We start from the raw sequence: 21,171 nt of genomic DNA, 5'->3' as shown, positions 1-21,171 counted from the left end.
CTCCTATTTTAATTGATCAGCAACGAAAGGTAACAAACCGATATGACGGGCACGTTTAACAGCCTGAGCCACTTTACGTTGGAATTTTAACGAAGTACCAGTTAAACGGCGTGGTAATAACTTACCTTGATCGTTAATGAATTTCAACAAGAAGTTTGCATCCTTGTAATCGATGTATTTAATTCCGTTTTTCTTGAAACGGCAATATTTTTTACGGTTATCCTCTACTTTAGGGGCAGTTACGTATTGAATTTGTTCTCTTGCCATTACGCTGCAACCTCCTTAGTTTTTTTGTTAAAAGCACCACTACGCTTTTTCTCATTGTAAGCAATTGCGTGTTTGTCTAAACGGATAGTTAAGAAACGTAACACACGCTCATCGCGTTTTAATTCAAGCTCTAATTTTGCGATCAAATCTCCTGAAGCTTTGTATTCAGTTAAGTTGAAGAATCCGTTTGATTTTTTGTCAATTGGATACGCTAATTTTCTCAAACCCCAATTATCTTCCTGGATAATTTCGGCATTGTTGTCAGTAAGAACGGCTTTAAATTTAGCTAATGCTTCTTTAGCAGCCTCTTCTGATAACAACGGGGTTAGAACGATAACAGTTTCGTACTGATTCATTGTTATTAATTATGTTTTTAATTTTTTAATCCCGAGCTATATTACGGGGATGCAAAAGTAACAATATTTTTCTTAAAATCAAATGATTATACAAAAAATGTAGGGAAGATGGAAAAGGGAAAATGGATGATGGAAAAACATTATGAAAAATGTAAGAGGTATGATGTATAATGGGAAATCAAGCTATACCTTCATCCGCCTTAAATCATCCATCTTACATCATTACATCATCCATCAATAAAAAAGGGATCATCAATTAAGACAATCCCTCTACATCAATTAGCTGTTGTTGTTAGTAAGTTTGTACAGTTTTTACAAAACACTCGTCTTTAAATTTAACCACAAAGGTTAATTCTCTTGAATCTGTTTTGCTGATATTGAATTTTTTGGTCAACTGTGCTTTATCTTTAAACACTTCGTTATAAACCTCATCATTGTATTCGTTGTATACTTTAACTTCGATCGGATTTTTCTCCAGGTTATCTAAGCTAAGTGTTACCACTTTATCATTTAGTGTATATACAGGTTTAAATATATTAGAAACGGTTGGTTCTGAAACAACAGCTTCGCCATCTTTAATGGTAACTGCATATTTTGCCAGTTTAGCCTCTGATTCAACTTTAAGCACATAGTTTCCATCAGGAAGCGCGTTTAAATCGTAAATTTTGCTTGAGAATGCCACCGCGTTGATGGTTTCTTCAAATAAAACTTCATCATCCGACCCTAAAAGCGAAAGATTAACTTTTTCTGCTTTATCAGCAGTAAAACGAATATATTTTTCTTTCTCGCCTTTTACCTTTAATGTAAAATCATCATCGTTAGCGTGAACACCCGTAGCAGTAAAAAATAAGGCTGCTATTAAACCGATTTTTAAGAACTTTTTCATAACCAAATATTTTTAAAGAGTTAATAATTATATGATGGTACTAAGGTAGGGAGCAAACCGGGATATAGTTAGTTGCATATTTTCCACTTTCTATGCTATATTACCCCTATAATACACTTATCTGACAAAATGTTATAATAAAGCATATTTTTTATGTATTTTGGTGAAATAATTCAGAAAATATGAAACCAAGTTTCGAGGTTGTTGAGCCCTCTTTCGGGAGCTCTTTCTATTATTCTAAATATGTAGAAAATGCCAATAACATGGCGCACCTTTGGCACTACCATCCGGAGATTGAAATGGTATTTGTAAATGGCGGAGCCGGAAAAAGGCAGATTGGCAGTCATGTTTCTTATTATACAGACGGCGATCTGATCCTGATTGGCAGCAACCTCCCACACTGTGGTTTTACCGATACCAATACAGGCAATAAAAACGAAACGGTGATCCAGATGAAACCGGACTTTCTTGGCGATACCTTTTTAGGTTTGCTGGAAATTAAAGGCATCCACGAGTTATTCGACAAGGCAAAGGCAGGCATTGCTTTTGGCGCCGAAACCATGCTTGCCGTTGGCGACAAAATCGAAATGATGGATGATCAGCCACCTTTCGAAAGGCTGTTAACCCTACTCAGTGTTCTGAAAGAGCTGGAACTGGCAAATGATTATAAAATTTTAAATGCAGATGGTTTTTCGATGGAAATGCAGGTGCAGGATAACGACCGCATCAATATGATATTCAACTATGTGAAAGATCATTTTCAGGATCAGATCAGTTTACAGCATGTAGCGGAAATGTCGAGCATGACGGTCCCCTCCTTTTGCCGTTACTTTAAAAAGATTACCAAAAAAACCTTTACTCATTTCGTAAATGAATACCGTGTGGTACATGCCTCAAAACTTTTGGCCGAAAAACCGATCAGTATTGCCAATATTTCTTACGAAAGCGGTTTTAATAATTTTAGCCACTTTAATAAATTGTTTAAAGAATTTACGGGGAAAAGTGCTTCGGAGTATAGAAATGAATTAAAGTCGGTGATTAAGTAATATATTAGAATAGGTTTTAAAATTATGAACAAACTATTTCTATTAATATCCATTAATCTGATCAGCTTATCGCTTTACGCCCAGTATGTCGAAATCAATTTGGTAAACTGTAAAATAAACGACAGCGAACAAAAGAAGATCGAAAAACTGATTGCCTACGAGCGCATGTTCTGCAATGAAATTTTCGAAACCAGTAATAACATTACTGTCCCTGTTAAAATTAACCTTTACGGAAAATATAAAGATTACAAAATAGAAAAAACCAAATACAATGCGCCATCACAAACGGGGTTTTATATCCCAACAATAAATGAAGCGTTTATCATGAAGGGTGGTGATTTTATCCCTGTGGCATTACATGAGGCCAGTCACAGTATTTTCCAGTTTAATTACCAGAAAGCACCAAAATGGCTAAATGAGGGTTTGGCAGAATTTTTCGAAACACTTGATTTCGACAGCGAAGGAAATTTATATTCCTATCCGCAAAGTAACCGGATTAAAAGCATAAAAGCAGGTTTGGCCTTTAAGGATACCGACAGGTTAAAAAACTTTTTTAAAATCTATGATGGAGCATTTTACGGGCATGGTGTGGATGATAATTATAACACCGCTTACAGCATGATTTATTATTTCGTTAAAAACAAAAGCACAAGGGCATTAAAAAACATTATCAAATTAACTGCAAAAGGCTACGATACTGAAAAAGCCATTGAGCTTACTTATGGTAGCTTTAATGCATTTGAAGCCAGTTATAAACAATTTTACAGCTTGCATCCTTAGGTTTAAATTAAAGAATGATTGAATTTTGAATGAGTGAATGTGCATTAAGCTCAACATTTCAACTTTACAACATCAAACCTTAAAACAATATAATAATGATTGAATTTTGAATGAGTGAATGTGCATTAAGCTCAACATTTCAACTTTACAACATCAACCTTAAAACAATATAATAATGATTGAATTTTTAATGATTGAATGTTTTCTTAAGCCTAACATTTCAACGTTCTAACAATGAAGTNATAATAATGATTGAATTTTGAATGATTGAATGTTTTCTTAAGCCTAACATTTCAACGTTCTAACAATGAAGTAAAACAAATGAATAAGTGGCTGAATTTTGAATGAGTGAATGATTGCGAACAATAAAACAATCCAACAATTAACAATTTGCTTCCAACATTATACCTCCTGCACCAACTTTTCCACATTCCAATTTTTCAACCTAACAACACCTAAATTTTTCCTATTTTCGTGCCGATGGAAAATTTTATCGTTTCTGCCCGTAAATACCGCCCAGCCACCTTCGAAACCGTAGTTGGCCAGCAGCATATTACCGGTACGTTAAAAAATGCCATCAAAAATAACCAGCTTGCCCAGGCATTTTTATTTTGCGGGCCGCGTGGAGTAGGTAAAACCACTTGTGCGCGTATCCTGGCCAAAACCATTAACTGTACCAATCCTACAGCTGATATGGAGGCCTGCGGCCAATGCGACAACTGTCTTTCTTTCCAAAACGGACATTCTTTTAATGTGCACGAATTAGATGCGGCATCAAACAACTCTGTTGATGATATCCGTAGTTTAATTGAACAGGTGCGTATACCGCCTCAAGCCGGAAAGTACAAGATTTATATTATTGATGAGGTTCACATGTTATCGCAAAGTGCATTTAATGCCTTTCTGAAAACTTTGGAAGAACCACCTTCTTATGCCATTTTTATCCTGGCTACTACCGAGAAACATAAAATCCTGCCAACTATTTTATCGCGTTGTCAGATTTTTGATTTCAACCGTATTCAGGTAGAGGATATTGCCAGTCACCTATCAACCATTGCCCAACGCGAAAATATTGCTTTCGAAAGTGATGGTTTACATATTATTGCCCAAAAGGCAGATGGTGGTTTGCGCGACGCGCTTTCGATGTTCGATCAGATTGCCAGTTATGCCAATAAGAACATCACTTATAAAGCGGTAATCGATAACCTGAATATTTTAGATTACGATTACTTTTTCAAACTTACTTCTTACTTAACTGCAGCAGAAGTGAGCCAGACTTTACTTTTGTTCGACGAAATCCTGAACAATGGTTTTGATGGCAACAACTTTATCAATGGTTTGGCCAGTCACTTCCGTAACCTGTTGGTAGGTAAAGATGCAGCAACCATTAGATTGCTGGAGGTTAGCGAAAATATCAAGCAAAAATATCTCGATCAGTGCCGCCAAACAGAACTTTCGTTCTTGTTAACTGCTTTAAACCTGGCCAATACCTGCGATTTAAATTATAAAAACTCTAAAAACCAGCGTTTACAGGTAGAGTTGGCACTGATAAAAATGTGCCATATCCGGTCGGTCGTCAATTTAGCGCAACAACCTTTAAACACCAATAACACAGCAACTGACGGAGATCAGGATAAAAAAAAAACTAATGTCGTAGCCGCGCCAGCTGAAAGCCCTAAACCAAAAGTTGAAGCTGAAAATACGGCACAAACTCCTCCTCCTGTTATTAATATCCCTGTTCAACCGAGTATTACTGTAGAAGAAAAAGCGAAAGAAAGCCCCAGGGTGAGTGGTCCCCCGCCGTCTGCAACTTCCATCAGCATCAACATACCAAAGGCCAGTGCTACAAGCATGCTTATTCCTTCGTTAAACGATTTTGACCGTATTGCACAGGAAGAAGAAGAGAAAGGCCCGAAAAAAGCAACAGGCGAGGCCCGCGAGGTGTTTAGTTATGATCGCTTATTGGAAATCTGGAGTATTTATACCCAGAAACTCAAAGCAGCTGATAAAATCAACCTTTTTACCATTTTAAATAATTTTGCTCCTACCCTCCTTAATCCACAACTGATTGAGATTTCGGTAGAAAGTAAAACGCAGGAACACCTTATCCAGCAGGAATCTGTTGAGCTTTTAAATTTTTTACGGAACGAACTCCGCAACTTTGGTGTAGAGGTTACCTATAAACTGGTAGAGCGTAAAATTGAAAACAGGCTTTATGGTAACCGCGAAAAATATGATTACCTGGTTAATAAAAATCCAAAGCTTGATGAATTACGCAGACGATTTAACCTAGATATTAATCCTTAAAATGAATTACGAAAAAAAACCAGACGCCAAGGCCTTTATAAAGGTAGGTTTATTGTCTGGCTTATTTTTTTGCCTGTTTTTTGGTATAACATCAATTTTTCTATACGATTTACATGCCGCATTAATCATGGGACCAATAAGTGGACTACTATTCGGATCATTCATGGGACTGATGCTGTATTTCTTTTCAAAATCTAAAAAAGTAAATCATCAGACACAATTAGAGGGAGTTGATGAAGCTGACATTGTTTATGCCGGTGCTGCCAATCATTTTGTAAAAAGGGAAGCTGTAGGTGGAAAATTATACCTGCTAAATGATCGTTTAGTATTCAAATCACACCATTTAAATATCCAGAACCATACGCTTTCTATTCAAATTGATAGTATAAGTGAGCTTACATTCTTTAGCCCATTGGAATAATTAAAAATGGTTTACAGATTTCGTTGAAAGACGGAGCAATCGAAAAATTTGTAGTCAACAATAGGGAAACTTGGAAACAGCATATAGAACAATTGATAAAATAGATTTGCACCAAAACAAAAGCAGGACTACATTTGCTGTAACCCTGCTTTTCCATTTATGATTGTTTCGTCAAGTCACCATCTTCCCGACGGTAATCTCCTGACTATTTTTGGGGCGTATCGTTAACAGGATAACCTTCTTCATCCAAATCATCACGGTTATCTTCTGGCGTACGGGCCAGTATTTCATCTTCAGGGTTCAGTTTTACACTTTCCCCATTATCTACATGCATACCTAATTCTTCCAGGTTATCTTCAGCAATTTCTTCATTACGGGCATATTCATCGCCAACATAAGGATTAGCCTCATCGTAGGTAGAATCATCATCCTTTGCACCGGCAGCAACTGTTTCATATCCCATCGGATGATCGTAATCGCTATCCGTACCTTTTACATCAAGCTCGTAACTATCTTTATTTTTATCGTATGATAAATTTTCTTTATTGATTTCGCTATTTTCTGTGGTGCTGTGTATTTTATCCTGCGATCCTTTGTTCTCGTTAATTGCCATGGTATTGGTCTCCTATAATTTATAGTGATATAACAAATGGAGATAGATAAGGTTTTTCTTTAGCTGTAGAATCTTTTTACCTGGGCGTGCCCCAAGCTGCGCAAGGGTCGGGCTATGCACTGCTAGTCCTCGCCTGATGAAAAATCAGGCTGCGGGCTATCCGTTTCTATCCCTCATGCGGGTAATTGTATCATTAAACTTTTATTTCGTTCTGTGGAGACACAGACCGAGGGGTTGTGGAATTAGATTTATCATTAAAAAAGGGATCACAAATTATCGTAAAGTGATACATTTTTTTACATTTTGTAACTTCCTCCATACCCACCAATCAAACGACCTAAAACCAAAGTATGGAACTAGAAATAAAGAACTTAACAAAACAGTACAACAAAGGTAAAATAGGATTAGCTGATTTTTCTGTCAGTATCGGGAAAGGGATATTGGGCTTATTAGGCCCAAATGGTGCCGGAAAATCAACTTTATTGAAAATTATTGCCAGCATTAGTAAGCCTACCGGCGGAACCATATTTGTGAATGGAGAAAATATCATAAAAAATCCAAACGCAATCAGAAAAATATTGGGTTATCTGCCACAGGATTTTGGGGTATATCCCAATCTGAACGCTTACGAATTTCTAACGTACATGGCTGCACTCAAAGGTATTGGCGGCCATGGATTAAAAAAACGCATCGAAATCTTGCTGGATGGGGTTAACCTCACTGCCGATGCCAAACGGCCAATAGGCAGCTACTCTGGTGGAATGAAACAAAGGGTGGGTATTGCACAAGCTTTACTTAACGATCCTAAAGTATTAATCTTTGATGAGCCGACTGTGGGCCTTGATCCTGAAGAAAGAGTCCGTTTCAGACAATTGATTTCAGAAATGGCAAACAATGCTATTGTTATTCTTTCTTCACACATCGTTTCAGATATCGAAACCATTGCCGATGAAGTGGCCATCATGAAAAACGGAATGCTCATTGATAAAGGTAGTCCGGCTGCTATAACAAAGAAAATGGAGGGTAAGGTTTTTGAAACTTCTATCCCACATGCCGAACTTGATGGTTTCAGATCAAAGCACCTGGTAACCGACATGAGTAAACAGCCTGACCATATTAACCTTCGGTATATTTCTGATACCAGCCATGGAAATGCAAACATAAAAGGTGTAAATCCTGGTTTAGAAGACGCCTATTTGTATTTAACCCAAAAACAGTACTAATTATGGGCATATTTTATCAAACGATTAAAGGCGATTACCTACAGCGAAGCCGTAGCTATGCTTTTCTGATTACACTGGCCATAACCATTTATGCAGCGTACCACTTTGTACCTGCACCTGATGAAAATTATACAACTTTAATTATCACCGGGTACAAGGGCGTTTATAATTCTGCATGGGCCGGACATATTTCTGTATTAATGACCACCACCATACTTGCCCTGTTCGGTTTCTTTTTAGTTAACGGAGCAATCAAAAAAGATATAGATACCGAAGTGGGATTAATTGTTGCTGCCAGCCCAATATCCAATATGCGCTATCTATTAATCAAATTTGTAAGTAACCTGCTTATATTACTTACTATTTCCGCTTTGGCAATTATTGTAGCAATGCTGGTGTTTTTGATCAAAAAATCCGGTTATCCCTTCCTTATTAAAGATTTTTTACTACCCTATATTTTTACAATTATCCCTGCAATGACGGTGGTTGCAGGATTTGCCATACTGGGTGAGGTATTTTTACGGGGAAAAGGTATACTGCAGGGTATTCTTTATTTTTTCATCTTTACTACCTTAATTACCATTAATATGGGCTCAACGTCTTCCTCTGCCATCACCGATATTTTTGGAATCAATGAAATTATCAGTAGCATTACAAATCAGATTGATACCCAATTTCATGAGCGCATTAAAGACATTGCTTTAGGCTATACAATTACAGAAACGGCGAGTTATAAAACCTTTGTATGGAATGGCGTATCTTGGAGTTTTGATTACCTGACCAGCAGAGCGGTATGGATTGGCATGATATTGATCTCAGTTTGCATTTCTTCATTTTCATTTCACCGCTTCGATTTTAAAACATTAAAGATTAGAAGATTGCCTATATTCTCGGCACCTGCAAAAACAAATTATTCAAAAATAGAAAAGATTGCCCTTCCGGCAATAATTCCAGCTTACGGCATCTTGCCACTGATCAAAATAGAGCTGTTATTAATGATCAGAAAAGATCCAAAAATTCTAAATATACTTAGCTTTGCGCTATGGGTTTCGTTGTTATTTGTTCCACTTACAACGGCCCATGTAATTTTACTTCCTGTTTTATTTTTTCTGCAGGTAAACAAACTATCCGATCTGGCTACTAAAGAAAAGGCATATCGGTTACATTACTTAACCTATGCCGCTTACAAACCCCTGCAAAGAGTACTATCGGCACAAATTCTTGCCGCCTTTAGCCTGTTGATTGCATTGGCTTTCCCAGTAATTTTGAGGTTGATAATCAGTTCAAGCTATCTTAACATAATACAGGTAGTTAACGGAACTTTGCTCATTGCCATATTAAGCATCTCTATCGGAATAATTAGTGATGGCAAAAAGCTCTTTGAAGTGTTTTTTTTCCTTTTAACCTATTGTGTTCTCAAGCGGATTTCGGCGGTAGATTATTTGGGAGGAATACCGCATCCTGATTATTTGGGCAAAATGTTAAGCATCTTCATCATAAACATATCACTTTTAGTAGCATGCGTTATGTTCAGAGCACGCCAGGTGAATAATTTATAAGCAGCAAACCAAACGACATTTATCTGGAAAAAAGAAGAAGTTAAGGGTCTACTATAAACGACATAAAAAAGGTGTTAAATGCAACGCATTAACACCTTTTTTATTTTATGCTAAAACTTAGTTATTACAAACCAGCCAAAGCGGTATTTAATGTTTCACTTGGGCGCATGGCTTTACTCGCCAATTCATCATTAGGGTTATAGTAACCGCCAATGTTTTGAGGTTTACCCTGCGAACCGATCAACTCTTCGTTAATTTTTGCTTCGTTTTCTAACAAAGTTTTAGCCAACGGTGCAAATCTTGCTTTCAGATCAGCATCTTTACTTTGTGCAGCTAAAGCTTCAGCCCAATATAAAGCTAAATAGAAATGCGAACCACGGTTATCGATTGTTCCTAACTTTCTGCCAGGAGATTTATCTGTTGCCAAAAACTTAGCATTCGCTTCATCTAAAGCATCGGCTAAAACCTGTGCTTTCGCATTGTTTTGAGTTTGAGATAAATGCTCTAAAGAGGCTTGCAGTGCTAAAAACTCACCAAGCGAATCCCAGCGTAAATAACCTTCTTCGATAAACTGCTCAATGTGTTTTGGAGCAGAACCACCTGCACCGGTTTCGAATAAACCACCACCGTTCATTAAAGGTACAATTGATAACATTTTGGCCGAAGTTCCTAATTCTAAAATCGGGAACAAATCGGTTAAATAATCACGCAATACGTTACCGGTCACCGAAATGATATCTAAACCTTTACGGATACGCTCCAAAGTAAATTTGGTTGCTTCGATCGGGGCTAAAATACGGATATCCAAACCAGTCGTATCGTGGTCTTTCAAATAAGTATTTACTTTGGCAATAATCTCTCTATCGTGTGCCCTGTTTTCATCTAACCAGAAAACTGCAGGGGTTTCAGACAGGCGTGCCCTGTTAACCGCTAATTTTACCCAATCCTGAATTGGCGCATCTTTAGTTTGGCACATGCGGAAGATATCGCCTTTTTCTACTTTCTGATCAAAAAATACTTTTCCATCAGCATCAGTTACACGGATGATCCCCGAAGCTGTAGCCTGGAAAGTTTTATCATGAGAACCATACTCTTCAGCTTTTTGAGCCATTAAACCTACGTTTGGTACCGAGCCAATGGTAGTTACATCAAAAGCACCGTTAGCTTTACAGTCATCGATGGTTGCTGTATATACACCTGCATAAGAACGATCGGGAATTAAAGCAATTGTATCTTCAGGCTTACCTTCTTTGTTCCACATCTGGCCTGATGTACGGATCATTGCAGGCATAGAAGCATCCACAATCACATCACTTGGTACGTGCAGGTTGGTAATTCCTTTATCAGAATTTACCATCGCTAAAGCCGGACCATTTTCAATAGCCTGTGCCAAAGCAACTTCAACTTCTGCCTGTTTAGGATTGCCTGCAATTTTTGCATAAACATCACCTAAACCATTTCGGGTATCGATATTTAATTCTTTAAAGAGATCTGCATATTTAGCAAAAACATCTGCAAAATAAACTTCAACAATGGCACCAAAAATAATAGGGTCTGATACTTTCATCATCGTTGCTTTTAAGTGCGTCGATAATAAAACACCTTCTGCCTTAGCTTCGGCAATTTCTTTAGCCACAAAAGTTTTAAGTGCCGATAAACTCAATGCCGAACTATCGATTACTTCTCCTGCTTTTAATGGCGATAATCCTTTTAATTCCGTTACAGCACCATCTGCAGCAACAAATTCAATTTTAAATTGGCTGGCTTCTGCAACAGTGGTCGATTTTTCCGAACCGAAGAAATCACCTTCTGTCATACTGGCTACCCTGGTTTTAGAATCTGCAGACCACTTGCCCATCGAGTGCGGGTTTTGTTTTGCATAATTTTTAACGGCTTTAGGCGCCCTGCGATCGGAGTTACCTTCACGTAAAACCGGGTTTACCGCCGAACCTAAAACTTTTGCATATTTAGCTTTAATTGCTTTTTCTTCTTCGCTCTGTGCGTTATCAGGATAATTTGGAAGGGCAAAACCCTGCGCCTGTAACTCGGTAATTGCACCTACCAATTGTGGAATAGAAGCAGAGATATTTGGTAATTTGATAATGTTTGCTTCAGGAGTGGTGGCCAATGCACCAAGCTCTGCCAAAGCATCACCAATTTTTTGGTCGTCTTTTAAATACTCAGGAAAGTTTGCCAAAATTCTTCCTGCTAAAGAAATATCTCTGGTTTCTACATCAATACCTGCTGATGCGGTAAAAGCTTGTACAATAGGTAAAAGTGAATAAGTAGCCAACATTGGCGCCTCATCGGTTTTGGTGTAGATAATTTTTGATGTATTTGACATATTTATATTGATTTTGCTTATTAAGGTTAAATATTCGATCGGTTTATGGCTCTTTGTACCGATCTTTTTAAAATCGCCTAAAGATAAAATAATCGAATGAATTAAGGAACATCGCAATGTTATTTATGATGCAGCTGTGCCATTCCTTTAGTAAAATGTTACTCATGGGAAATTGTTTGGAGCGCAGGGCCATTCACTATTATCATCGTTACTCCTGCTCTCCGCTTTATCCCAATGAAATATCGGGATGCCCGCTCCGATCAGGGCTATAAACTTAGGCTTCTGGCCCGGAATATTAGCATAGTAGCAGAAAAATAACCAAGCTAAACCTGATCGAACGGATGCCATTTTTCACGGCAGAAGGCAGAGCAGGAAGAAATTAACCTAAGGAATGCTTCAACTGCTTTCCAAAAAAAGTAAATCTAAAGTATGAATGACTGTAATTTTTTTGAAGCGCAAGGCTATGCGCTTTTTTTATCGGTACTCCTGCTCTCCGCTTTACCCCGATGAAATATCGGGATGCCCGCTCCGATCAGGGCTATAAACTTAGGCTTCTGGCACGGAATATTAGCATAGTAGCAGAAAAATAACCAAGCTAAACCTGATCGAACGGATGCCATTTTTCATGGCAGAAGGTAGAGCAGGAAGAAATTAACCTAAGGAATGCTTCAACTGCTTTCCAAAAAAAGTAAATCTAAAGTATGAATGACTGTAATTTTTTTGAAGCGCAAGGCTATGCGCTTTTTTTATCGGTACTCCTGCTCTCCGCTTTACCCCGATGAAATATCGGGATGCCCGCTCCGATCAGGGCTATAAACTTAGGCTTCTGGCCCGGAATATTAGCATAGTAGCAGAAAAATAACCAAGCTAAACCTGATCGAACGGATGCCATTTTTCACGGCAGAAGGCAGAGCAGGAAGAAATTAGCCTATGAAATGCTTCAACTGCTTTCCAAAAAAATAAATGTAAAGTATGAATGACTGTAAATTGTTTGAAGCGCAGGGCCATTCGCTTTTTTTTTCGATACTCCTGCTCTCCGCTTTATCCCGACGGAACTGTCGGGATGCCCGCTCCCATCAGGGCTATAAACTTTGGCTTCTGAACAGGAAATTAACATAGCAGCAGAAAAATAACCAAGCTAAACCTGATCGAACGGATGCCATTTTTCATTGCAGAAGGTAGAGCAGGAAGAAATTAACCTATGGAATGCTTCAACTGCTTTCCAAAAAAAATAAATGTAAAGTATGAATGTCTGTATCTTTTTTGAAGCGCAAGGCCGTTCGCTTTTTTTATCGGTACTCCTGCTCTCCGCTTTATCCCGATGAAATATCGGAATGCCCGCTCCGATCAGGGCTATACACTTTGGCATTTGGCCCGGAAAACCAACAATTAGCAAAAAAACAAACAATTTTCAATGGGCAACCTGCGGTTAACAATTTAGCAATGCATCAATTTAGCAATCGCCAGGCAACAGTTAACCCCCTGAGCGTAGTCGAAGGGTAAACAATTAACCATTCTCAACACTTTATACAGTTACCCATAAACAACTTTCACATTATTTTTTTTCTCCAAACATTCTTTGGCTAAACTTTTGTAGCATCAGGGGCACATATATCTATCTATTTTAAATATTTTAATTGAAATGACCGAAACTACCTTAGATCAGCAGTTAAATGCCCGCAAATTTGACGAAGCGAAAAGCATGATGCAAAACGGCGAAAAACTCTCCAAAAACCTCCAAGATTACCAAAAATCGTCTATTTTCGACAACCTTATCCGCGAAAAACAGTACGAAATGTTAAATATGATGGTAAAGGATAAAACCATCGAAACTGATATTTATGAATTCGATAATTTTGATAAAAGCATTTTTCAAAGCATTGTACGCAACCTGGGCAACGATGAGGAAGACATCATTTTCTTTCAGGAATTTATTACCCATTTTGATAACCTGAACGACGAGGTAAATGCAAAAACCTTATTGGGTTATCTTTTCGAAAATGGCGTAAGTTTAGAAGTAATCAAAGCCTGTATTGATGCCGGATGCACCACAAATTTTAAAAACAATGCAGAAGAGAACTACCTACAGCAAGTGGTAAAAAGCAGTTTCCGCCGGTACAACCTCAACGATGAACAAACAACCGATTTGCTTAAAGGTTATATCGATATACTCATTAACGAAGGCATTGATATCAATGAAGGTAATATTGTACAGGAAACGCCTTTAATTACGGCGATAAAATTTAATAAGAAAAATTTAATCGCACACTTGCTCGAAAACGGCGCCGATCCAAACCAGACCGATCAAGAAGGAAATTCGGCCTTCTTTTATGCCGTTGCACATTCGCAAAGTGAAAACATTTACGATACGTTGCGCAATTTTGCTTCACCCGAATTTGATCAGGTAAGTAAAAAAGGAGAAACCCTTTTGTTCGAATATGTACGTATGATGTCGAACAGTGAAAGCGGCATTAATTTCCTTAAAAAATTGCTTAACGATGGTGCCGATCTCTATCAACCGAGCACCTGGTATAGTGCAGATAAAACCCCGTTGGATGTGATTGCCGAAAAACAGGCCGATATTTTAGCTGCTGTTTTAGAAACCGGGCAGGTAGATATCAACAGGACAGATGATGAGGGAAATACGCTGTTGCACAAAGTTTGCGCCTACAATGTGAATTACGAACCCGAAAAAGCAAAGGAAACCTACCGGAAAGTAAAACTTCTGATCGAAAATGGAGCAGATATTACCATGAGCAATGATAAAGACCAAACAGCTTTAATGCTGGCCTCAGATGACAACCTGAAAATAAAAACAGTTGAACTGCTAATGAAACAATCTTAATATATGTCGATGTCATTTATAATTGCCTGCGAAAGCGGCAAACGAAAAATAGCCGAACTTTTATTGGCCAATAACGAAGTAGAAGTAGGTTATACTGATGAAAAAGGCAGAACTGCTCTGCATTATGCCGCGCACCACGGTTATTTAGATCTGGTAAAAATTTTAATTGATAAGGGAGCAGATCTGGATTATGAAGATCATGCCGGCGAAACTCCTTTTTATTTTGCCTGCCTGCAAAAGCAGAAACAAACAGCACTTTACCTGTTGGATAAAGGTGCCAGGATCGACATTAAGGACCTTAAAGGAAATAGCCTGTTACACTTAACTGCACAAAACGGTCAAATTGAAATATTGGAAAAGCTGCTGGATAGCGGCCTTGACGTTAACAGCGAAAATAATGAAGCAGAAACCCCATTACTAATCGCATCTGCGTGGAGAAACAAGGAAGTTGTCCAAAAATTATTGGAATTTGGTGCCAATATTGGTACTACTAATAAACATGGCGATTCGCCATTGATTTTTGCGGTTAAATCTAAAAATTCGCCAATGGTTGAGCTGCTGATTGATAAAGGCGCCAATATTAACCATGTTAACCACAATGGAGAATCGGCATTATTGCTTGCCTGTTACGATGCCAACCGCATGCTTACCAAAACACTGGTAGAAAAAGGTGCGGATGTATTTGTATCTTCAAAAAATGGATTATCGCCTATATGGTATGCCTGTGCCAATAACCAGAAGGAAATTGTTGATTTATTTTTAGCCAATGGCGTAGATGTAAATTACGCAAAACCGCTTTCGGGCAACGACGATTCGATGTATTCGTACCTCGAATGGGTAGAAACGGCAAACAATATTTCTATTTCGGCCAGTTTCTCTTTCGACAATAATTATAACTATGGTGGCGAAAGCATGTTACACGTAGCAGCTAAAAGTGGGCATTTAAGTATGCTAAAGTTATTACTGGAAAAAGGTGCCAATGTTAATATCCAGGATGAAAGCGGAAACACCGCCTTGCATTATGCTGCTGCAAATGGCAAAAAAGATGCAGTGAAATTTTTACTCGAAAAATCTGCCGATCCGTCAATTGTTAATGTGAAAGAGCAAAAAGCAATCGATTATTCAAACATCAAAGGTTTTAATGAAATTACTGAACTTTTATTAAAATACGGTCCTGCAAGTGCCCCAAATCAGCAAACAGAGACCGCAGCATCATCACAAAGTAGTTCTGAGCCGCCCAAAAATGATATGGCAGCCAAAAAGCAGGCTTTATTGGATTTAAAAGAATTATTGGATGCCGGAATTTTATCACAGGAAGAATTTGATGCAGAGAAAGCTAAAATTTTGAGAGGGTAAGTTTACCTAGACGGACGTCATTGCGAGAAGGCTTTTTCAGCCGACGAAGCAATCTTACAACGATCGCTACTAGCAAACGCTTTAAGATTGCTTCGTACCTCGCAATGACGAGTCTTTTAATTAAAGTTTATAAATGGTAGTGAAATATAGATATAACAAATTCTAATATTGTTAATTAACATTTTAGTTATAAATTTATCTTTAAGAAATTTCCTGGTCGGATGATTTAAATCTGATCAGGAAATGTCAACATTAATGCTCACACAAATGAAAAGTTTCACTAAATTCAAATCTCAATTATTTATACTCCTACTTCTTGCCATATTTATATACGCCTGTTCTCCAAAACTCTATGTAGATGAAAAAAACCGTTATCAGGCGGGCACATTAACCGATGCACAGATCGACTCGCTACATATCTTTTTAAAACAGAACGAAAGACTTGCTTTAAAAGATACCATCATCATTAAATACGATTTTAACAAAGACGCCTGCTGGAACGACCTGAATTACCAGAATGCTGAGTTTTTGAACAATGTAAGGTGGACATTTCAAAAAAATATTTTAGAAAAAGCTGCAGCCCGGCCAAAAGTTGCCATTTATCAGTACCGTGAGGTAGGAGAACAGTTTAGCCAAGTTAAATCAAAAGGCCTGGAAATAGATACCGATCCGGGATTTTTAAAAAAGTTATTATTTAAAGAAGTTACCACCTGCGGTACCTCGGCCATTGTTCTTCCTAACGGAAAATTTTTATTGGTAAAATCTGATCCCCAGTTCTCCGCATTGCTATTAAATGCAAAAGATATTGAGACCAAATTACTGGAGAACCTCGTTAAATAACGGACAAAGTCTGTTTTAAAACGATTTAACAATTCCTTAACTAAATCTTTGGTTATTATGCAGTAATTTAGTTTCAACTAATCGTTTCAAAATTATAGCTCAACCAAATAACCTAAATGCTCAAGCTTCTCACCACGCTCCTGTTAATTTTAGCAGGTTTAAACCTGATGGCACAAAATAAAACTACCGTTAAAGGAATTGTTGCCGATTCATCATCCAAAGTCCCTGTAGAATTTGCCACCGTTGCCATTGTTAATGCGAAAGACACCAGTTTGGTTTCCTATACCCTTACCGATAAAAACGGCGTTTTTAAATTATCCGGTATTTCTGTCGAAAAGCCTGCAAAACTCATTATTTCCTATGTTGGCTACACTACATTCAGGCGGATGCTTGATCTTAAAAAAGATGCAGTTAAAGATTTCGGCACCATTTTACTGGCTGGCCACAACCTGGAGGAAGTAGTAATCAAAGGTGAAAGATCGCCTGTGGTAATCAAAAAAGATACCATTGAATTTAATACCGAAGCTTTTAAAACCCGCCCGAATGCAGTAGTAGAAGAACTGCTCCGAAAATTGCCGGGTGTACAGGTAAATGTTGATGGTTCTATCCTCGTAAATGGTAAATCGATCAGTAAACTGTTGATTGACGGAAAAGAATTTTTCGGAAACGATCCGAAAGTAGCCACCAAAAATCTTGATGCCGATATGGTTGATAAAATTCAGGTTTACGACGACCGTGAGAACGATCCTGATCACCTGGTGAGCGAAACTCAGGTAGCCAAAATCATCAACCTGAAGATGAAAAGTAAAATCAAAAAAAGTACGCTGGGTAAAATTTATGGTGGTGGTGGCAGCAGGGATCGGTATGAAACTGCGGGGATCCTCAGTAATTTCAGGGATACTTTGCAGGTAAGTTTAATTGGTTTGGCCAATAACCTCAATAAAACAGGATTTTCCGGTCAGGATTTATATTCCATGGGTGGTTTCGACCGTTCGGGTGGATCGCAGGTATACGATGGCACATTTGGTGGAAGAGGTTATGGCGGCATGGAAAACGTGGCTTCAGGAGGTATTAATATCAATAACAACTATGGGAAGAAATTAAAGCTCAACCTGGTTTATTTCTTTACCCACACCGAAAGGATTTATAACAGTCAGAATTATAATGAACAGTTTCTGCCTGATACCAGGCTTGTATCTTTTTCGCAGAACAGCAATACCAATAAAAATAACAAACACGCTTTCGGCGGTCTGGTAGAATGGGTGCCCGATACCATTAACAGAATCAGGTATGAGCCAAAGCTTAATTTTGGCGGCGATAACAACTTAAACAGCAATTTTGGCAACAGTTCGAATACCGCTTTCCCCAAATTGAGGGAAAATTCGTACGATGCTACCTACAAATCAAACAACATTGATTTTTCGCACAATTTTAATTATTACCGGAGGTTAAAGAAAAAAGGCGAATCGCTCAATATTACCCACTCCATTCAGTTAAGCAATAATGAAGGAGACCGGTTTTCACTCAATAACATTGTTTCTTACACAGCAGATGTAAAGTCGGAAAGGCAGGATCGCTACGAAGACAGCTGGAGAAAATCGACTTCCGTGGATTTATCTTTAACTTATAATTATCCGCTCCTTTCAGATAAGCTGATCCTGGAGATGAATGCCTATTCCAGATATTCGAGCAATAAAGATCAGTTGAGCCTTTCAGAAAAAAATCCACTCACGGGCACTTACGATTTTCTTCAGGTAAACCTGAGCAACGATTTACAGCGCAATATTTTTACGCAGAATATTCGTCCGCAGCTTTTATACAAAATCAGTAAAAAATACAGTGTGAGGCTGGGTGTTAAAGCCGAATTAATGGATGTTAAAAATGTGTTCAATTATGGCTATGATGATATTGATCAAAAATTTAACAACTTTTTCCCAAGTGTACGCATTGATGGGCCAAGCATGTCGTTCAGTTACGATGAGCGTTTAGATCTGCCCAGTATCTCTCAAATGCAGCCCATTGTGCGTGTTTACAATTCTTTGTATAAAACCACGGGTAATCCTGATTTGCTGCCATCAAGGGTAAGAAATTTTAATTTTAATCTCTATAAGTATAATTATAGCAAACAGATCAATTTTAATGTCTACTCCGGACTAAATTTCAGCAACAATGTGGTTATCCAGCAAACCATACTGAGCAGCGCAGGCGCAAATACCACCACGTATGTAAACCGGAATGGTAATGCCAATGGGTATATGGGCATCAATTTTGGCAAACAGTTTAAAAAATCGCAGAAATGGCAGATTGGTCTTAACACCAATGTAAACCTGAACCTAAACAGAAGGCCATTTATCTTAAATACTGACGAGGGTTTTGAAAACAGCTTTTATACTACATTGGGCGAAAACATCAGTTTCAATTACAATGAGCTGCTGAATATTAATGCACGCTACAATTTCACCAAACAGATGACCCGGTATAAGGATGTTAACTTTAATAATGTAAATACCTATTCGCATACCATAGGATCTGATTTTAGCCTGCGCTGGCCTAAAAAAATAATCCTCGATGCCAATTACTCCTATAATTACAACCCGCAGATTGCCGAAGGTTTTCCGAGAAGTTCTCATCTTTTAAACCTGGCACTGTCATTACAGATGCTTAAAAAAGACCGTGGACAGTTAAAAATCTCTGTTTACGATCTTTTCGACCAGAATATTTCGGTAAGCAGATATGCCTACAACAATGCAGTTAATATATCAGATAGAGAAATATTAAAACGATACTTCCTTGTTACCTATCAGTACAAACTGAACATCTTCAAAGGAAAATAAGGTGCGCTCTCCTATGGAAAGTACTTTCGGGTACTTTCCATTTCAATTTCCCGGTTGTGGCAATTATGATTTGTCGAAAACATCTGTTCGATTTCCATGTTATATTTTTTGAAACCAGTTAATGATCAAAAAAATCCCGGACATGAAAAACAAGATTTTCTATACTGCAATACTTTCAACTTCAGTTCTTTTTGGATGTCAATCCAATTCTAACAAACAGCCCCAGGGCGAAGATACCACAGTAACCACTAAAAATGGAGCGATAGATTTACCCGCACCCGATACCAATGCCGCTAAAAGCAAATTCAGTAGGGTAATTGGCTGGCCGGAAGGAAAAACGCCTGTTGCTCCTGAGGGATTTGTGGTAACAAAATTTGCTTCAAACATTAAAAGCCCGCGGAATACCTATATTGCCCCAAATGGTGATGTACTGGTGGTACTTTCCAATTCAGAAAGAAGCGCAGCAGAATCGATTGCCAATACGGTAACTGGTAAAGCCAAGTCGGAAGTTCCCGGAAAAAGTGCCAATACCATCTTACTTTACCGCGATTCGAACAAAGATGGTAAACCCGAAACCGTAACTACTTTTTTAAACGGACTTAACCAGCCTTATGGCATGTTGATTATCGGTAATTCATTTTATGTAGCCAATACAGATGGTTTATGGCAATATCCTTATCAAACAGGCGATACCAAAATAACTGCAACCGGTAAAAAGATTTTGAGTCTTCCGGCCGGGGGCTATAACAACCACTGGACAAGGAACCTCATTACCAATGCTGATAAAAGCAAAATTTATGTAACTGTTGGATCGGGCAGCAATGTTGGCGAAAACGGTATGGAAAACGAAGTTCGCAGGGCCAATATTTTAGAAATCAATCCGGATGGAACAGGTGAAAAAGTTTATGCCAGTGGTTTACGTAATCCGGTAGGGATAGATTGGGCACCATCAACCAATATGTTGTGGACAGCCGTTAATGAACGCGATGGCTTAGGCGACGACCTGGTTCCAGATTATATCACCAGTGTTAAACCCGGTGCATTTTATGGCTGGCCTTTTTCTTACTACGGACAAAATGAAGATCCTCGTTTAAAAGGTAAAAATCCTGAAATGGTTAAAAAAGCCATTGCTCCGGATGTTCCGGTTGGGGCACATACTGCTTCATTGGGATTAGCATTTTATAAAGCCACAAAATTTCCTCAAAAATACCAGGGAGGTGCTTTTATCGGTCAGCATGGTTCGTGGAACAGATCGGCAATTTCAGGCTACAAAGTAGCTTTTGTACCATTTAAGGACGGTAAACCAACTGGAAAACCTGAAGATTTTTTAACCGGCTTTGTGGCTGATGCCGAAAAGGCAGAAGTTTACGGCCGTCCGGTTGGTGTTACACTTACTCCAGACGGTGCCTTATTGGTTGCCGATGATGTAAGCGGTGTAATTTGGAGGGTAGCAGCAAAATAGTTTATAAATTAGCTACAGATTAGTAGAATATG

At 38.2% G+C, this 21,171-nt stretch carries 16 protein-coding genes; 11 read left to right on the top strand and 5 right to left on the bottom strand.

The window, feature by feature from the left end; genetic code table 11:
- Positions 1–3: 3 nt before the first annotated feature.
- The 3 genes from rpsR to DRW42_RS06725 all read right to left on the bottom strand — a co-directional run bounded on the left by rpsR (position 4) and on the right by DRW42_RS06725 (position 1,509).
- Positions 4–267 carry a 30S ribosomal protein S18 gene (rpsR, locus tag DRW42_RS06735; RefSeq protein ID WP_010599582.1) on the bottom strand — a complete coding sequence of 88 codons (264 nt, stop codon included), beginning with the start codon at positions 265–267 and terminating at the stop codon, positions 4–6.
- Positions 267–623: a 30S ribosomal protein S6 gene (gene rpsF / locus DRW42_RS06730; protein WP_113948051.1), complete on the bottom strand. Its 357-nt coding sequence runs from the start codon at positions 621–623 to the stop codon at positions 267–269. Before rpsF ends, rpsR begins: the two co-directional genes overlap by 1 nt.
- 292 nt (positions 624–915) lie before the next feature.
- A complete protein-coding gene (locus DRW42_RS06725; protein WP_113948050.1) occupies positions 916–1,509 on the bottom strand; it encodes a hypothetical protein in 594 nt (197 codons plus the stop codon).
- A gap of 182 nt (positions 1,510–1,691) precedes the next feature.
- Here DRW42_RS06725 and DRW42_RS06720 point away from each other — a divergent pair, with 182 nt between their 5' ends.
- The 4 genes from DRW42_RS06720 (at position 1,692) to DRW42_RS06705 (ending at position 6,063) form a co-directional block, all read left to right on the top strand.
- Entirely contained in the window at positions 1,692–2,555 is an 864-nt protein-coding gene (locus DRW42_RS06720; protein WP_113948049.1) for an AraC family transcriptional regulator, read from the top strand.
- Between the two features lie 24 nt (positions 2,556–2,579).
- Positions 2,580–3,335 carry a DUF1570 domain-containing protein gene (locus tag DRW42_RS06715; protein ID WP_113948048.1) on the top strand — a complete coding sequence of 252 codons (756 nt, stop codon included), beginning with the start codon at positions 2,580–2,582 and terminating at the stop codon, positions 3,333–3,335.
- A 480-nt stretch (positions 3,336–3,815) separates the two neighbouring features.
- Positions 3,816–5,642, top strand: coding sequence for a DNA polymerase III subunit gamma/tau (locus DRW42_RS06710; protein WP_113948047.1), 1,827 nt, complete (start codon positions 3,816–3,818; stop codon positions 5,640–5,642).
- 1 nt (position 5,643) lies between these two features.
- Entirely contained in the window at positions 5,644–6,063 is a 420-nt protein-coding gene (locus tag DRW42_RS06705) for a hypothetical protein (protein WP_208643515.1), read from the top strand.
- A gap of 205 nt (positions 6,064–6,268) precedes the next feature.
- On the opposite strand, the gene DRW42_RS06700 is transcribed toward DRW42_RS06705, so the two are convergent.
- The gene (locus tag DRW42_RS06700) at positions 6,269–6,676 is read right to left on the bottom strand and encodes a hypothetical protein (RefSeq protein ID WP_113948046.1); all 408 of its coding nucleotides are present in this window, start codon (positions 6,674–6,676) and stop codon (positions 6,269–6,271) included.
- A gap of 350 nt (positions 6,677–7,026) precedes the next feature.
- Here DRW42_RS06700 and DRW42_RS06695 point away from each other — a divergent pair, with 350 nt between their 5' ends.
- Both DRW42_RS06695 and DRW42_RS06690 read left to right on the top strand, forming a co-directional pair.
- Complete coding sequence (locus tag DRW42_RS06695) at positions 7,027–7,899, top strand: ABC transporter ATP-binding protein (RefSeq protein WP_113948045.1); 873 nt, start codon at positions 7,027–7,029, stop codon at positions 7,897–7,899.
- 2 nt (positions 7,900–7,901) lie between these two features.
- Positions 7,902–9,458, top strand: a complete 1,557-nt coding sequence (locus DRW42_RS06690; RefSeq protein WP_113948044.1) for a hypothetical protein — start codon at positions 7,902–7,904, stop codon at positions 9,456–9,458.
- Positions 9,459–9,582: 124 nt separating this feature from the next.
- Here the strand turns inward: DRW42_RS06690 and DRW42_RS06685 are convergent, their stop codons facing one another.
- Entirely contained in the window at positions 9,583–11,802 is a 2,220-nt protein-coding gene (locus DRW42_RS06685; RefSeq protein WP_113948085.1) for an NADP-dependent isocitrate dehydrogenase, read from the bottom strand.
- Positions 11,803–13,444: 1,642 nt separating this feature from the next.
- On the opposite strand from DRW42_RS06685, the gene DRW42_RS06675 reads away from it, so the two are divergent.
- From DRW42_RS06675 to DRW42_RS06655, 5 genes are all read left to right on the top strand, one after another.
- Positions 13,445–14,647, top strand: a complete 1,203-nt coding sequence (locus DRW42_RS06675) for an ankyrin repeat domain-containing protein (RefSeq protein WP_113948042.1) — start codon at positions 13,445–13,447, stop codon at positions 14,645–14,647.
- A gap of 9 nt (positions 14,648–14,656) precedes the next feature.
- Positions 14,657–16,003, top strand: coding sequence for an ankyrin repeat domain-containing protein (locus DRW42_RS06670; protein ID WP_244215215.1), 1,347 nt, complete (start codon positions 14,657–14,659; stop codon positions 16,001–16,003).
- A gap of 267 nt (positions 16,004–16,270) precedes the next feature.
- Entirely contained in the window at positions 16,271–16,843 is a 573-nt protein-coding gene (locus DRW42_RS06665; protein ID WP_147243684.1) for a hypothetical protein, read from the top strand.
- A gap of 116 nt (positions 16,844–16,959) precedes the next feature.
- Positions 16,960–19,677 carry an outer membrane beta-barrel protein gene (locus DRW42_RS06660; RefSeq protein WP_113948039.1) on the top strand — a complete coding sequence of 906 codons (2,718 nt, stop codon included), beginning with the start codon at positions 16,960–16,962 and terminating at the stop codon, positions 19,675–19,677.
- 142 nt (positions 19,678–19,819) lie between these two features.
- The gene (locus DRW42_RS06655; RefSeq protein WP_113948084.1) at positions 19,820–21,139 is read left to right on the top strand and encodes a PQQ-dependent sugar dehydrogenase; all 1,320 of its coding nucleotides are present in this window, start codon (positions 19,820–19,822) and stop codon (positions 21,137–21,139) included.
- Positions 21,140–21,171: the final 32 nt, after the last annotated feature.

Source organism: Pedobacter miscanthi (assembly GCF_003315595.1).
Taxonomy (GTDB): domain Bacteria; phylum Bacteroidota; class Bacteroidia; order Sphingobacteriales; family Sphingobacteriaceae; genus Pedobacter; species Pedobacter miscanthi.
Note: the sequence above shows the minus strand (reverse complement) of the source record. Positions and strands in the feature narration are given on the sequence as shown.